General features: G+C 54.4%; 11 protein-coding genes. 5 read left to right on the plus strand and 6 right to left on the minus strand.

Features of this window, described 5'->3' with window-relative positions:
- Positions 1-3,707, minus strand: a 3,707-nt coding sequence (locus OSC10802_RS54620) for an nSTAND1 domain-containing NTPase (protein ID WP_017718343.1), incomplete at its 3' end; no start/stop codon positions are given.
- Between the two features lie 625 nt (positions 3,708-4,332).
- Positions 4,333-5,679: a P-loop NTPase fold protein gene (locus OSC10802_RS0118910; RefSeq protein WP_017718344.1), complete on the minus strand. Its 1,347-nt coding sequence runs from the start codon at positions 5,677-5,679 to the stop codon at positions 4,333-4,335.
- Positions 5,680-6,343: 664 nt separating this feature from the next.
- On the opposite strand from OSC10802_RS0118910, the gene OSC10802_RS0118915 reads away from it, so the two are divergent.
- A complete protein-coding gene (locus OSC10802_RS0118915) occupies positions 6,344-7,552 on the plus strand; it encodes a 4-hydroxy-3-methylbut-2-enyl diphosphate reductase (RefSeq protein ID WP_017718345.1) in 1,209 nt (402 codons plus the stop codon).
- A 43-nt stretch (positions 7,553-7,595) separates the two neighbouring features.
- Here OSC10802_RS0118915 and OSC10802_RS0118920 read toward each other — a convergent pair whose 3' ends face one another.
- Both OSC10802_RS0118920 and OSC10802_RS53085 read right to left on the minus strand, forming a co-directional pair.
- Positions 7,596-8,282, minus strand: a complete 687-nt coding sequence (locus OSC10802_RS0118920) for a hypothetical protein (protein WP_017718346.1) — start codon at positions 8,280-8,282, stop codon at positions 7,596-7,598.
- A gap of 259 nt (positions 8,283-8,541) precedes the next feature.
- Positions 8,542-8,880, minus strand: a complete 339-nt coding sequence (locus OSC10802_RS53085; protein ID WP_017718347.1) for a hypothetical protein — start codon at positions 8,878-8,880, stop codon at positions 8,542-8,544.
- On the opposite strand from OSC10802_RS53085, the gene miaB reads away from it, so the two are divergent.
- Both miaB and OSC10802_RS0118935 read left to right on the plus strand, forming a co-directional pair.
- A complete protein-coding gene (gene miaB / locus OSC10802_RS0118930) occupies positions 8,879-10,237 on the plus strand; it encodes a tRNA (N6-isopentenyl adenosine(37)-C2)-methylthiotransferase MiaB (RefSeq protein ID WP_017718348.1) in 1,359 nt (452 codons plus the stop codon). The genes OSC10802_RS53085 and miaB overlap by 2 nt on opposite strands.
- A 109-nt stretch (positions 10,238-10,346) precedes the next feature.
- Positions 10,347-11,258 carry a hypothetical protein gene (locus OSC10802_RS0118935; RefSeq protein ID WP_017718349.1) on the plus strand — a complete coding sequence of 304 codons (912 nt, stop codon included), beginning with the start codon at positions 10,347-10,349 and terminating at the stop codon, positions 11,256-11,258.
- Positions 11,259-11,483: 225 nt separating this feature from the next.
- Here OSC10802_RS0118935 and OSC10802_RS0118940 read toward each other — a convergent pair whose 3' ends face one another.
- Together OSC10802_RS0118940 and OSC10802_RS0118945 are read right to left on the minus strand one after the other, a co-directional pair.
- Positions 11,484-11,936: a type II toxin-antitoxin system VapC family toxin gene (locus OSC10802_RS0118940; protein WP_026098616.1), complete on the minus strand. Its 453-nt coding sequence runs from the start codon at positions 11,934-11,936 to the stop codon at positions 11,484-11,486.
- Positions 11,933-12,199 carry a ribbon-helix-helix domain-containing protein gene (locus OSC10802_RS0118945; RefSeq protein ID WP_017718351.1) on the minus strand — a complete coding sequence of 89 codons (267 nt, stop codon included), beginning with the start codon at positions 12,197-12,199 and terminating at the stop codon, positions 11,933-11,935. The genes OSC10802_RS0118940 and OSC10802_RS0118945 overlap by 4 nt, the downstream gene beginning before the upstream one ends.
- A gap of 456 nt (positions 12,200-12,655) precedes the next feature.
- Between OSC10802_RS0118945 and OSC10802_RS0118955 the strand changes: the two genes are divergently transcribed.
- On the plus strand, positions 12,656-13,759 hold the full coding sequence (locus tag OSC10802_RS0118955) for a D-alanine--D-alanine ligase family protein (protein WP_017718353.1): 1,104 nt from the start codon (positions 12,656-12,658) through the stop codon (positions 13,757-13,759).
- Positions 13,760-13,878: 119 nt separating this feature from the next.
- Complete coding sequence (locus tag OSC10802_RS0118960; RefSeq protein WP_017718354.1) at positions 13,879-14,169, plus strand: hypothetical protein; 291 nt, start codon at positions 13,879-13,881, stop codon at positions 14,167-14,169.
- Positions 14,170-14,646: the final 477 nt, after the last annotated feature.

The following is a 14,646-nucleotide window of genomic DNA, read 5'->3' on the forward strand; positions in this document are numbered from 1 at the left end:
GAGGCGGTGAGGATGCGCTTTCCGTCGGGGCTGAAACTGGCGCTGATGACAGGACCCTGATGCCCTTTTAGCTCGGACAGCAGCTTGCCGGTGCTGTCCCACACCCGGGCTGTATTGTCCCAGGAGGCGGTGAGGATGCGCTTTCCGTCGGGGCTGAAACTGGCGCTGATGACATAACCCTGATGCCCTTTTAGCTCGGACAGCAGCTTGCCGGTGCTGTCCCACACCCGGGCTGTTTTGTCCCAGGAGGCGGTGAGGATGCGCTTTCCGTCGGGGCTGAAACTGGCGCTGATGACAGGACCCTGATGCCCTTTTAGCTCGGACAGCAGCTTGCCGGTGCTGTCCCACACCCGGGCTGTATTGTCAGAGGAGGCGGTGAGGATGCGCTTTCCGTCGGGGCTGAAACTGGCGCTGGTGACATCACCCTGATGCCCTTTTAGCTCGGACAGCAGCTTGCCGGTGCTGTCCCACACCCGGGCTGTTTTGTCCCAGGAGGCGGTGAGGATGCGCTTTCCGTCGGGGCTGAAACTGGCGCTGATGACAGGACCCTGATGCCCTTTTAGCTCGGACAGCAGCTTGCCGGTGCTGTCCCACACCCGGGCTGTATTGTCAGAGGAGGCGGTGAGGATGCGCTTTCCGTCGGGGCTGAAACTGGCGCTGGTGACATCACCCTGATGCCCTTTGAGCTGATTTCGCTCTCGGATGCTGTCGAGAATAGTCTGCACCGCCAGAATGGGGGTAGCGGTTGGATAGTCTTCCACCGGCTTATTTTTAAACACCGCTTTCAACTCTTGCCAAGCTTGCATGGCTGAAATCAACGCTTCTATTTGTCGAAACTCATATTGCCGCAAAGCATTCAGCCCGTCTCGCTCCAGTTGCGTCCCTTTCCGCGCTTCCTGAAGGGTTGTAGCAGCCTTTATCCCGATTATCGCTGACGCAACCAAGGACACCGCCAGCACGCCCGAAGCCATGCGAATCCGCAGCGTTGCTTTTTTGTTCGCCGCCTCTAATATCTGCCGAGCCTTTTCAGCCTGTTTTCGCTCCTCCTCCGCCTGCAGTTGCTTGGCTTCTGCCAATTGGCGCTGCTCTCTTTCTCTTTCCAGTTCCGCAATTAACTCATTGAACTTCGGCTGCTGCTGCTCGCGAATCAGCGCCGCCAAATAGTCGTGCACCAGCTGGTAGCGGTCCGCTGGACTTTCCGGCAACAGCAGCACCATCCCGGAACCCACAAAAATCTCTAGCACCAAATCCAACCGGCTCGATTCTCCCGCCAACTCCGCCGCCAGCACCTGCACATCCCTCTCCAGCTCAGCGCGAGTCTTCAGCGGGCGAGTTCCTTTTTCATCGGTGAGCAAGTACAGCACCAACTCAGCTGCTCGCTTGTTCTCTGCGCCGCAGTCTGTCACCACTTCTTCCAGATAGCGCTTGACAAATTCTGTTTTTGGCCCTCGCTCGCGATAACCTGCCAGAGTGGTAATTTTTTCCTCTTGCAGTTGCGCCCCCACGACTTGCAATTCAATCGGGCGCACTTCCCCCAACTCCCCAGCTAAATCCCCCACCAACTCCTCAATCAAATCCCCATCGGGGCGAAAGTTTGACCGCTCTGTCAAGCGCAGCACAACCGATTTGGCGTCCTCGGGCGAGAAATTCCCCAAGGGGTAGAGGACATTATTGCTGAGGATATCATTGCCGATAACCTTCATGCTCTCCTGGCGATTGCACTCCAGCAAGTAGTGCAGGTAATCCTCCCGCAGCGACAGGATGACTTTGGCGGAAAGGATTTTCAGGCTCTCTCCCAGAAAGGCAAAAAATTGCCGCCTCTGTGCGGGGGAGGTGCAGACAAAGAAGAACTCTTCAAACTGGTCAAAAATCAGCACCGTCCGCAAATGCCGGTGTTCATTTTGCCGCAACTGTTCCAAAATTGCCTCTACCGAGTAGGGTGCGTTCCTTGGGGAACGCACCCTACTGTCTGCCAGCGCCTCTATTAGCGCCCGCCCCAATTCCGCCACCCAGTGCGTATAAACCCACACCGGCACCGGCAAAACATCCTCTATGCCAATCACTTTCTCTTTCAGCGCCGGCACCAGTCCTCCATTCACCAGGGAACTTTTCCCCACCCCAGACTGCCCGTGAATTACAATTAACTTGCTGTCATTGCGCCCGATTTTTTCAATCAAGCGCTCCACATCCAGCATCCTCCCAGAAGCCGCAATTTCTGGAGCGACATTTTCCTGCTGAGGCGCGACTCCGCGCCCCACAACAGGAGTTAGGGCAAATTTTGCCTGTCGCTGCGGCTGTATCCGCCCCGCACCCACAAACGCCCGCAACCCGTACTGCTGCTCAACCGACAGCCGCTCCAGCTTTATTTCAAAGGCTTCCAGATATTTCTTGCCCTCAGAATAAAGCGCCTGCAAGCGATGCAGGATGTCGAGATAAAGCTGCGTGTCGTATTCGGGACTGCCGGCTTCATTTGCGGCTTCTAAGTTGCGAATTGCCTCTTCAAATTGTTGTAAATGATATTGCGCTTGTGCTAAAATAAAGAGGTAACGACTGGCGTAGGACAGGCGTCCCGCCTGTCCCTCTCCCTGTCCCTCTCCCTGCCCCAAATCATATCCCAAAACTTGCAGCGCCCGCTGAGCAAAATCCCGCGCCTCTCCCCAGCGCTCATTGGCGATTTCCACCTCCGCGAGAAAGCCGAAATCCTGAGCCAGTTCCACCGGCATGTTTTCCCTGTCATGCAGTTGCAGCGCTTTTGACGCCAGCGCTCGCAACCCCTCCCACTCCTCGAACTGTCGCAAAACCCCGCACACCAGTGGAATCAAAATTGCCACTAAATCCGGACGCTCCGCCCGCTCAAACACATCCAGACTTTCGCGCAGAGAATCCCCAATCTCTTGCCAGTCAGAGGGATTGATTTCTCCGCGAGCCGCTTTCAGGGAATAGCAAAGCGCGATTTCACTCACCAGCTTTGCCTGCCGGTCGAGGTTGCCGGTTTCCCTCCAGAGTCCCAAAGCTTTTTGGTAGTGTTCCAGAGCGGCATCTCTTTCATTATACATGAATTTCACCGCCCCGAGCAAAGATTCTAAATTGGCTTGCAGCTCCTTATCTAAACCTTCCCCGCCCCCAAGCAAATCTTTCTCAGCCGCTTGCAGTTCCGCTTCCAGTTCCAAAGCCCCTTGGCGCGTGATCCTCAGGGTATTCGCAAACCATCGCTCAGCGGTTTCTCTGACGAAAGAAGCGACATCTTCACCGGCAACGGCAAACTCTACCCCTATCGCCCAACTCTCAAAATCCGGCGCTACCCGAACCAGTTTCTTGAAAACGTCATCACTCACCCACAGCACCAGCGGGAAAGGGAAATGTTTCTGAAATTCCTCCCGCACCTGATTGGTGGAAGTCAGCAGCTGCTCGATATCGCCCACCGCTTCCAAGCCAAAAACCGTCAGCGCCACCGGCACATTTGCGCCCAACACCGCCTGAATTCTGCCGTAGAGGGTTCTGTCAGATGCCTGCAGTTCCAGGATGCGGATTTCGCCGCTCACCAGTTGCGGCAATTCCCGCACCAGCCGCCCGCGCACGCCGGTGTAGTTGCAGCGTGCCAAAATTAGTTTAAACTGACCCCGAGAGGCTTCAATCGCCCAAGCGAGCTTTCTCAGGGATCGCTCGTTGCCGGCATCCAGATTTTCAGGTGGGTTGGGTTCAGTCATGGCTGCAACTCCTGCGCTTTTTTAGCTGTTAAAATTTTAATATCTTTGCTGAAGACATGAGGCAGAGCCTCCAGATCTGCGTTCCCAGCCTGAGGCTGGGAACGAGGGTAAATCTTTAGCCCGCGTAGGCGGGCTTCGTCTGTATAGCCGCGATTTCCAATCGCCAGGAACCTAGCAGGAACGAGGATATAAACCGCCCAGATTTTGAGAGTCTCCCTCTTCTATGAAAGCCCGCCTTCGCGGGCTTTGTTTGTATAGCCGCGATTTCCAATCGCCAGGAACCTAGATTTCCAATCGCCAGGAACCTAGCCAACTAGCCAGATGTCTAACCCCTTACCGATTCGTTGGCGAATTAACGGGGGGGTTAGACCTACAGCTAATTCCTCCGCGATTAGCCAAATCCCTGGCGATTGGAAATCGCGGCTACACAGACGAAGCCCGCCTACCCTTCGGGAAGGGCTTCGCCCAACGCGGGCTAAAGAGTAGAGCGAGACTCTCACAATCTGATCGGTTTTTTCTCCTCCCAGCTTGAGCTGGGAACGAGGAAACTTGGGGGTGGAGTCTTAGCCCACATCAAGCACGCCCCCGGCATCTTTCCAATCGCCTGTAACCTCGCAACACACACTCATTCCTGCAACTCCTTCGCCTCTGCCAAAAGCGGATTGACATCAAACCAATACTCACCGGCATCCCGGTATTCAAACACCAGCCGGCTGCGGATCAGCGTCTGGTATCCTTGGTCATCGCTGACCTTTTTCCGCCGGCGAACCTGGCGCAACAACTCCCACTCCGCATCCGAAAGGGGCAGAGCCATCTCATTGCGGCGGGTGCGAATCACCGTCTCCAAAGTTTGGCGCGAGAGAGGCAAAACCATTTCCTCCATAATACAGGTATTCAGGAGTTTCAGCAAGTCCCGGACGTGCCCCCCGCTGGCGCGACAGAGCCGGTCGAGGGTTTCCTGCGAGTCAAAAACTTCTGGAATTGCCTTGAGGCGCTGCTGTTCGTCCCAGTCGGGAAACGCTCTCGCCATCACCATCTGTCGCAGCAGCGCCATTCCCTTTTCGTGTTCCGTACCATCGTGTGACTGTACGGGAACCATTGGCAGAACCCTGGGTTCATCAAATCGCTGGGTGAGATTGCCATAGTCATTAGAAAATTTCAGGGCGAGGGGCATCGTGCAGACAACATGGCAATTCAATTTTGTCATAAACTCGCCCTGATCGACAAACAGGTATTCCTGTTGCGGACGCCCCCAAGGCTTGGGCCGAGTGTCCAGCCGGTCGAGGTTGTCCACAATTGCCACCAGCCCTTTTTTGCCCTGCTGTTTCAGTTTGGCGATTGCCGGTTCCAGCAGTTCCTTATTAATCGCGTCTAGCAGCTTAGTTTTTTGTGGCCCGAGATACTGGTTGAGTTTCTGGCGAAGCGCCGCGTCACTTTTCGCCTTAGCCGTAATTTCGCCAATCCCCAAGGCGAGCGTAAAGGTTTCGTCTTTCCCGCTGACGCCAACCTCGCCAAGATTGGGAACCTTGAATTTCACTCCCTGCACATCAGCGTTCAGGACATTCCACGCCCCTGCCAGCAACTCTTTCAGCTTGTTAGGTTCTTCAAGCTTGATTTTCTCAAGACTCTGACTGATGCGGCGGGCGATAGCCAGCAACAGGTCGATCAGATCGACATCCGTCAGTTCCAGGTCCTCACTGGATTCAAAATAAACCACATGGAACCCTTCCAGTTCCAGTTCCGCCTGCAGCCGGCGGAGTTCTGTGGACTTGCCGCACCCGATATGGCCGGTGAACAGAGTGCAGGTGGGGCTGTCGGGCGAGAAAAATGCTATCCTGTTCTTCAGCTTTCCGATAATATCGCCGCCCCGGACAGCAGAGAAATCAATGTAATATTTCTTATCCTCAGGATTTTCCGCTCTCAGAGCCCTTCCCGGATCTGTGGCCTGAAAAAACTTTCGTGAATCTAGCATTCTCCTGCTCCCCACATGCCTATTCTTTGATAATAAGTTCTACTCGCATCTCTGTCAACCCTCTCCCACAAACGAGCCGGTATCCCAAAAAAGTTCGTAGTTGGGCTTCAGCCCAAAAAGGTTCGTAGTTGGGCTTCAGCCCAAAAAAGTTCGTAGTTGGGCTTCAGCCCAAAAAAGTTCGTAGTTGGGCTTCAGCCCAAAAAGGTTCGTAGTTGGGCTTCAGCCCAAAAAGGTTCGTAGTTGGGCTTCAGCCCAAAAAGGTTCGTAGTTGGGCTTCAGCCCAAAAAAGGTTCGTAGTTGGGCTTCAGCCCAAAAAAGGTTCGTAGTTGGGCTTCAGCCCAAAAAAGGTTCGTAGTTGGCCACACCGGCACCCCACCTCGAACGACGGACCTCCGAGCTCGAACGACGGACCTCCGAGCTCGAACGACGGACCTCCGAGCTCGAACGACAGACCTCCGAGCTCGAACGACAGACCTCAGGGTAGGGTGCGTTCCCTAAGAGGGAACGCTACGAGTTACTGTTACTCCCCCTCCCCGCCAGCGGAGTGGGGATTGGGGTGCCGGGTTCGCCCTACCCCACCCAACGAGCGTGCGCCGAGAAAACCAGCAGCCCTGTGCCCCGGGCATTCTACAATCAAGAAGAGTCAAGCTAGGGACAGCAGCGCATGGATACAAAAGCATTCAAACGGTCACTCCAGCAGTCAGAAAATTACTACCGCAAGGGATTCGGACACGAAGAGGAAGCCGCCGGTGCGATGAAGTCCGCCTACCACAGCGACCTCATCCAGCAACTCCGGGAGAACAATTACACATTAACCCGTGGCGAAGTCACGATTCGACTGGCGGAGGCGTTTGGCTTTTGCTGGGGCGTTGAGCGAGCCGTGGCCATCGCTTACGAAACCCGCACCCACTTCCCCAGCGAGCGCATCTGGATTACCAACGAAATCATCCACAACCCCTCCGTGAACCGGGATATGGAGGAGATGCAAATCGAATACATTCCCGTCGAAGCAGGGCAAAAAGACTTTTCTGTGGTAGAAAAAGGCGATGTAGTGATTCTCCCCGCCTTCGGAGCTAGCGTCCAGGAAATGAAGCTGCTCAACGACAAAGGCTGCACAATTGTTGACACCACTTGCCCGTGGGTGACGAAAGTTTGGAATAGCGTCGAAAAGCACAAAAAAGGCGATCACACCTCCATTATACACGGAAAGTACAAGCACGAAGAGACAGTAGCCACCAGTTCCTTTGCCGGCAAATACTTGGTCGTGCTCAACCTGCAAGAAGCCGAGTATGTCTGTAACTACATCCTCAACGGCGGGAATCGCGACGAATTCCTGGCAAAATTCAGCAAAGCTTCCTCAGCCGGCTTTGACCCGGACAGAGACTTAGAGCGAGTTGGGATTGCCAACCAAACCACCATGCTCAAGAGCGAAACCGAACAAATCGGCAAACTCCTCGAGCGCACTATGATGAAAAAATACGGACCCGACAAACTCAACCAGCATTTCCTCGCCTTCAACACCATCTGCGACGCCACCCAAGAACGGCAAGATGCGATGTTGAAGATTGTCGGAGATAAACTCGACTTAATGGTAGTGGTTGGCGGGTACAATTCATCCAACACCACCCAATTGCAGCAAATTTCCGTTGACCGGCAGATTCCCTCCTATCACATCGACAGTGCCGAGCGGATTTTACCGGGGAACCGCATCGAGCACAAACCCCTGTACCAGCAGCTGGAAATCGCGGAAAACTGGCTCCCCGCCGGTGAGGCTGTCATCGGCATCACCTCCGGCGCTTCCACACCTGATAAAGTCGTCGAGGAAGTCATTGAGAAGATTTTCCAGATGAAAGCAGCTGTTGTCGCCGTGTAATTTTTCTGAGGACAGGCGAGACGGGACAGGCGAGACGCCTGTCCTACACCTTTTCTGAGGACCGGCGAGAAGCTTCCGCCTCTAAATACTCAAAATTCGGGTATTCATAGATAGGCGAAGCAATAGAACCTTCCTCGTGAGAGTCTTTCAGCTGTCCCACAATCCCTGCAATCAATACATTGTACTTCCTGACAGTTTCCACCAGCTTGTCGATTTGGCGAGTCTCCCAGTAATTCCCCTCATCTGACACCTCGGATAAAATGCCCAACTTCTGAGCTTCATCCAGCATTCGGACTATCATTAAATGGCACTTTAGGAAGTTTTCAATCCCCCCGCACTCCGGATTGCTGGCGTACTGAGTTTTGCAGAAACTCATCAAGCTCCAATCACTTACCGCTGCCGGCTCAGTATAAAGAGCCAAACCAAAAGCCGCACTTTCGCACCCCTCCCCAGGCAGCGTATTAAAAGCGATTAAGTAGGTAGGATCTAGCATGGAATAGCTGTCGTTTTCTAGGCAAATAAATTTTCCCGTCCGAAGCTTTAAAAAAACATGCGGGTCCCCTGTGTTTTCTGAATCGACCCGGCACTCCTCCCCCTGAATTTCAACCAGTTCGCCGACTTCAGCGAACGGTAACTTTAGAGCGAAGTTGCGCAAGGCGGCAATCTTTTCCCTCGCGCCCTCAACACTGGAAGACTCTAGCTTAAACTCATAGTGAATAGTCAGCCCCATTTTTCTCTACTCCTGCTAGTGAAAGCCTTGTGAAAGCAAGGAAACCGGGTTGCGCCGAAGTTCTCCGGCTTCTGGCCCAGAGACTCAGACCATTTTCACCCCGTCACCCCCACGCGCGCATCCCCCCAGCGGCACACCCGCACCTCCGAAAAACCGGCTCGCGTGGCATCGGTGTCGAGTTCCTCCCCTGTAGATATTATACTCAAATGGCCTAGGGATAAAAGGCGTAGGGCAGGCGTTCCCTCCGCGCCCTCTCGATCTAATGTCCGTTCCCTAACTGGCTGCTGCTATAGTTGGGTTTGAGCCCCAAGGTTTGTAGTTGGGCTTTAGCCCAAAAAGGTTCGTAGTTGGGCTTTAGCCCAAAAAAAGTTCGTAGTTGGGCTTGAGCCCCAAAGTTTGTAGTTGGGCTTGAGCCCCAAAGTTTGTAGTTGGGCTTGAGCCCCAAGGTTTGTAGTTGGGCTTTAGCCCCAAAAAACCCAGACGGCAAAACCCAGACGGAAAAAGTCGCAGTGCCACCGGCACAACAGGAATTCCAAAAACTATAATTAATAAAGGATTGCAAACCTGTCTCTGATTTTTGCCCGCACCCTAATACCATGACCGCATCTCCCCGTCGCTACCACATCACCACCTTCGGCTGCCAGATGAACAAAGCAGACTCTGAGCGGATGGCCGGCATCCTCGAAGAGATGGGCTTCCAGTGGTCAGAAGACCCCAACGATGCAGATTTAATTTTATACAACACTTGCACGATTCGCGATAGCGCCGAGCACAAAGTCTATTCCTACCTCGGCAGACAGGCTGAGCGCAAGCGCCAGCAGCCCGAACTTACCCTAGTCGTAGCCGGTTGCGTCGCCCAACAAGAAGGGGAAGCGCTGCTGCGGCGGGTGCCCGAACTGGATCTGGTAATGGGCCCGCAGCACGCCAACCGGCTGCGAGATTTGCTCGAACAGGTATTCGATGGCAGCCAACTCGTCGCCACAGAGCCGGTGCACATCATAGAAGATATCACAAAACCGCGCCGCGAAAGCAAAGTGACCGCGTGGGTGAACGTCATTTACGGCTGCAACGAACGCTGCACCTATTGCGTAGTGCCCAGCGTGCGGGGCGTAGAGCAATCCCGCACCCCAGAAGCGATTCGCGCCGAAATGGAAGAACTCGGGCGTCAGGGGTATAAGGAAGTGACGCTACTAGGACAAAACATCGACGCCTACGGGCGGGATTTGCCCGGCGTCACCCCAGAAGGACGCCACCGGCACACCTTGACAGATTTGCTGTATTATGTTAGCGACGTGGAGGGAATTGAGCGCATCCGCTTCGCCACCAGCCACCCCCGCTATTTCACCGAACGCCTGATCCGCGCCTGTGCCGAACTGCCCAAAGTGTGCGAATATTTCCACATCCCCTTCCAGTCGGGAGATAACGACATTCTCAAAGCAATGGCGCGGGGTTACACCCAAGAGAAATACCGCCGCATCATAGACACAATTCGCAGCTACATGCCAGATGCGTCGATTAGTGGGGATGCGATTGTGGGCTTCCCCGGCGAAACAGAAGAGCAGTTCGAGAAAACGCTGCAGATCGTGGGGGATATTGGCTTTGACTTGGTGAACACAGCCGCCTATTCTCCCCGCCCGAACACACCGGCAGCTTTGTGGGAAAATCAGGTCAGCGAAGAGGTGAAAGCCGACCGGCTGCAGCGCCTGAATCACCTCGTTTCTATCAAAGCTGCAGAGCGCTCGCAGCGCTATCTCGGACGCATTGAGGAAGTCCTCGTAGAGGATCAAAATCCCAAAGACCGCACTCAAGTGATGGGGCGCACCCGGGGGAACCGGCTCACCTTCTTCCCCGGCGACATTAAGGAACTGAGAGGGCGGGTAGTGCCGGTGAAAATCACCGAAGTTCGCGCCTTCAGTTTAACTGGTAAACTAGCTGAGGTAGCGGTTAGGGTTTAGGGTTTAGGGCTTAGGGTAATGGTGTTAAAGGAAAGCCCATGCCCCATGCCCAATGCTCCCTGGCCCGCCGCCATGCCCCATGCCGGAACTAGAAAATAACAAGAGACAAATGAGCAACGAAAAAAGACCGATTCGCATTCTCCTGCAGACGACCATTCCCTATACAGAAGACGACTGGAGCATTGAGCGTTTCACTTTGCTGCGCGACTGTATCGCTGAACTGAAAGACGAAGCTGGCAACCCCCTGTGCGAAGTCACAGCGCGGAACCGGGAGTCAGACGCAGAGGGCAACGATCCCGTTTTGAGCAATCTCGGAGATTCAGATTTCGACGAACTGTGGCTATTTGCCGTAGATGTTGGCAACGGACTCACAGAAAAAGACCACGCCGGCATCGCAGCGTTTCACAATCGCGGGGGTGCCCTGATGGCAACCCGCGACCATCAAGATTTGGGCTCGTCTATTTGCACCCTTTGCGGGGTCGGCGCGGCGCACTTTTTCAACACGCAAAATCCAGATCCAGACGAATCGCGGCACTGCGCAGACGACATTTACACCACCTACATATCGTGGCCGAACTACCATTCCGGGCGCAACGGCGACTGTCAAAAAATTGTGCCGGTTGAGCCGGTTCACGAACTGTTGAAAAATCCCGCCTCGCCCTCTGGCGTGATAGAATTTTTCCCAGCTCACCCCCACGAAGGTGCGGTGGGAGTTCCCCCAGGCGAAACAAATGGTCGCGTTATTGCTCTCGGCAAAAGCTTAGTTTCCGGTCGCAGCTTCAACCTCGCCGTCGCCTTCGAGTGGCCAAAAAATCCCGACGGCACCCAGCTCGGACGCGGCGTGGCGCAATCAACATTCCACCATTTTTGCGATTATAATTGGGACGCCAGCACCGGCTGTCCGAGCTTTGTTAGTGAGCCCCCAGGAAATACCATGCAGACAGAACCCCGCGCCTTGGAGGATATCAAAGCTTACGTCCGCAATTTAGCGTTGTGGCTTGCGCCAGCGACAGCAGAGTAATTATTGGGTGACAGAAACCTGGTTTCTTTGAGAACCCGGGTTTCTCCCGGCAACCTCCGCCTCAATTCTCAGCGCTTCTGTTTGACACTCAGCATCATTAGCTCATTAGCCATCTCTGCCAGAGACGCATCAATTTCAGTCTATTTCTGCCGATATCCGCGCTTAGCCAGAGCGATAAATTCAGCTAGACTATCAGCAATTATCTCAGCCATTATCCCTTCTCTTCTATGACAGCGGTGGGAGGGAGAAATCATTAAACGAGCGAACGTCGTAAGGCGAAGACGCCAAAGCAGTAACTAGCTTCCCATCTAGAGTCAGCACCGGCGCACTTACTTGCCGTGAGAGAGCGACATAACTGCCATCATAAGCCGAAATGCCGTAAGTCAAGCCGATACTGACGGCCTCTTCCATCAGCTCAGCAGTGGAAACCGCGCGCAAGGGTAAAGTTTTGAGAATGGCTAAATCTGCCTGAACTTTGGCAGCTGGGTAGCGTCCCGCACGCACATACTTCCAGAGAGTGTTGGCCGATTCGATGTAAAACAGGTCAGGCACAAAGATTTCTGTCTGCGGGTTGGCAAGGTGAGCCAACAGTCCATCAACTTTCGGGGATAGCGGATCGGGGATAAAATGCTTAATGCTCACACTGGTATCCAGCACGCATCGGAGAGGGTTGCTCATCTGTCGCGATCCTCCCGAATCAAAAGGGTGCTGTCCGGCATTCCGAGATCGGTAGGAACTTGTTCCCGCCGCCGGCGGCTTTCCTCCAAGATTTCTGTAACGGACTTGCGTGCCTCACTTTTGGGGGGCTGTGTCTCGATTTGCAGCGCCCCTTCTAAGAGGCTCACCACTTGCTCGCTAATAGAGCGGTTCTCAGCGGTGGCTAACTGTTGCAGTCTCGCATACAGCTTCTCGGGAAAATTTTCTACATTCAGGGTAGCCATTGGTTGACCTCTTTGCAGAACTTACTAACAAGTATAGCGCACTAAAAGAAGCGTGACAAGGGGTGACGCCGGCGCGCCAGAAAGTCAGTGATTTGTGCCGGGCTTGAGAAGCCAGTCCCAGACAAAGGCACCTGCAACGAGAGCCCCAATTTAACGGCATTAGGGCGCAAAAAAGCAAACAGCACTGAGAGAACCTCACCCATTTGCCAGCAAAAACCGGCCCTCGCCCTCCGTCGCCGGTCAGGGGAGAGCGGCAAACTTCTGGCCAACAGTGGGCCTCAAGCTCCCACCGGCTCTACAGGGAGAGAAGTTCCCACAGCCTCTCGGCAGACAACTTATGGTAATCTAGCTCGGAAGCGCCGCACCAGCGGCAGTATTTGGAGTTATGGATTTTGGAGCGACGCGCCACTCTAAAATCTCCCATCTGAAATCAAAACTTTTGAAGAGGTTGCAAGAATGTCAAAACTGCGAGTCGGGCTGTTATTTGGCGGTCGTTCAGGGGAACACGAAGTCTCAATTAGCTCAGCCAGGGCGATAGCACGCGCCCTGAGTGCCGGCACCAACGCCGACAAATACGAACTGCTGCCTTTTTACATTAACAAAGAGGGGGGCTGGAGCGCCGGTGCTGTCGCCGAGGAAGTTTTGGCCTCCGGAACACCCCCCCAATCCCCACCGCAATCCCCACACGCCGCCAGCATTGCACCGGCAGAGGGAAGCGACGCCCAACCGCTAAACCTCTGGCAATTTCCCCCCGAAGCTGCCGGTGTGGGCGTTTGGTTCCCCATCTTGCACGGACCCAATGGCGAAGATGGCACAGTTCAGGGGCTGCTCAAACTCATGCAAGTCCCGTTTGTGGGCTCTGGGGTTTTGGGTTCCGCTGTGGGAATGGATAAAATTGCCATGAAAATGGCCTTTGGCCAAGCCGGCCTGCCGCAGGTAAAATACATAGCGGTTAACCGCTCGCAAATATGGTCTAATCCCTGCGTTTTCCCCAAACTTTGCGACCAAATTGAGGAAACTCTCGGCTATCCCTGTTTTGTCAAACCGGCCAATTTAGGCTCCTCGGTGGGAATTTCCAAAGTGCGCTCGCGCCAAGAACTGGAAACCGCCCTCGATAGCGCCGCCAGCTACGACCGGCGCATCATTGTAGAAGCAGGTGTTGTCGCCAGGGAAATCGAGTGCGCCGTTTTGGGCAACGACAGCCCCAAGGCATCCGTGATTGGCGAGATTACCTACAACAGCGATTTCTACGACTACGAAACCAAATACACTTCTGGACAGGCGGATTTGCTGATTCCCGCCAACCTGCCGGCAGAAGTAGCCGCTCAGGCGCAAGAAATGGCCATCAAAGCCGTTCTGGCGATTGACGCTGCCGGTTTGGCGCGGGTAGATTTCTTCTACGTTGAATCTACCGGCGAAGTGCTGATTAACGAAATCAACACCCTCCCCGGGTTCACCGCCACCAGCATGTATCCCCAGCTGTGGGCGCACACCGGCACCCCCTTCCCGGAATTAGTGGATCAGCTGATTCAGCTCGCCCTAGAGCGCCATTCCGCCTAGAGTGCCGGTCAACTAGGGCATGGGGCATGCCAATGCCCAATGCCCCATCGCCCACGGCCTCCTAACCCCTAACAGCTAATCCCTAATCGCTAACCCCTAATAGTAAAATTAGAAGCAAAATGGCTGCTATCTGCCAGGGGGTTGATATGGCCAGAGCTCACAGGGCGCGACAGCGCCTGCATCCCAGACGCCAGCCGATTGTGCATCCCCTCCTTATATTCTGGAGTGGGATTTTCCTGGGGTTGCTAGTCGTGATCGGCATTGCCCTATTCAATTTACTTTACCCCGGTTTGCCAGTTGCGGACTCCCGCAGGTACGGAAATTTGCCCCTGTGGTCCTATGGCGCGGTCGCCCTCTGCTGCGCTGCTGGGTGTATGGTGGTTTCCCAGTGGCTAGAGCGCGACGAATGAGAGAAAATTCGTTTGAATACTTTATTCTCTCGTTCCCAGGATCTGCCTGGGAGCGCAATCTGGAGGCTCTGCCTCCTCTCAACGGAAAAGCAGGTTAAAAGCCTATAGCAGCAGTCATATTGGTTAGAACAATAGAAGCATCGGGAGCTCTGGAGCGAGGGAGGCCGGAATGTAGGTTTCCTAAATGCTTACTGCTCTATAGACGTAGGGCAGGCGTCCCGCCCCCCCTGAAGGTCTAATGTTCTAACCTAAATGCATACTGCTATAGAAGCATCGGGAGCTCTGGAGCAAGGAAGGCCGGAATGTACGAATGTACGTTTCCTAAATGCTTACTGCTCTATAGACGTAGGGCAGGCGTCCCGCCCCCCCTGAAGGTCTAAGGTCTAATGTTCTAACCTAAGTGCATACTGCTATAGCAGCTTAGCAGGCGCAGGCGGGCTTACTTTGCATAGCGGCAGAATGATGCAAAACTGGCGC

Source organism: Kamptonema formosum PCC 10802 (genome assembly GCF_000332335.1).
GTDB lineage: Bacteria > Cyanobacteriota > Cyanobacteriia > Cyanobacteriales > Oscillatoriaceae > Oscillatoria.

Coding starts and splice junctions, on each gene's coding strand:
- OSC10802_RS0118945 (WP_017718351.1), bottom strand. CDS start 12,199: ATGGCTACCCTGAATGTAGAAAATTTTCCCGAGAAGCTGTATGCGAGA.
- miaB (WP_017718348.1), top strand. CDS start 8,879: ATGACCGCATCTCCCCGTCGCTACCACATCACCACCTTCGGCTGCCAG.
- OSC10802_RS0118955 (WP_017718353.1), top strand. CDS start 12,656: ATGTCAAAACTGCGAGTCGGGCTGTTATTTGGCGGTCGTTCAGGGGAA.
- OSC10802_RS0118960 (WP_017718354.1), top strand. CDS start 13,879: ATGGCTGCTATCTGCCAGGGGGTTGATATGGCCAGAGCTCACAGGGCG.
- OSC10802_RS53085 (WP_017718347.1), bottom strand. CDS start 8,880: ATGGTATTAGGGTGCGGGCAAAAATCAGAGACAGGTTTGCAATCCTTT.
- OSC10802_RS0118935 (WP_017718349.1), top strand. CDS start 10,347: ATGAGCAACGAAAAAAGACCGATTCGCATTCTCCTGCAGACGACCATT.
- OSC10802_RS0118920 (WP_017718346.1), bottom strand. CDS start 8,282: ATGGGGCTGACTATTCACTATGAGTTTAAGCTAGAGTCTTCCAGTGTT.
- OSC10802_RS0118915 (WP_017718345.1), top strand. CDS start 6,344: ATGGATACAAAAGCATTCAAACGGTCACTCCAGCAGTCAGAAAATTAC.
- OSC10802_RS0118910 (WP_017718344.1), bottom strand. CDS start 5,679: ATGCTAGATTCACGAAAGTTTTTTCAGGCCACAGATCCGGGAAGGGCT.
- OSC10802_RS0118940 (WP_026098616.1), bottom strand. CDS start 11,936: ATGAGCAACCCTCTCCGATGCGTGCTGGATACCAGTGTGAGCATTAAG.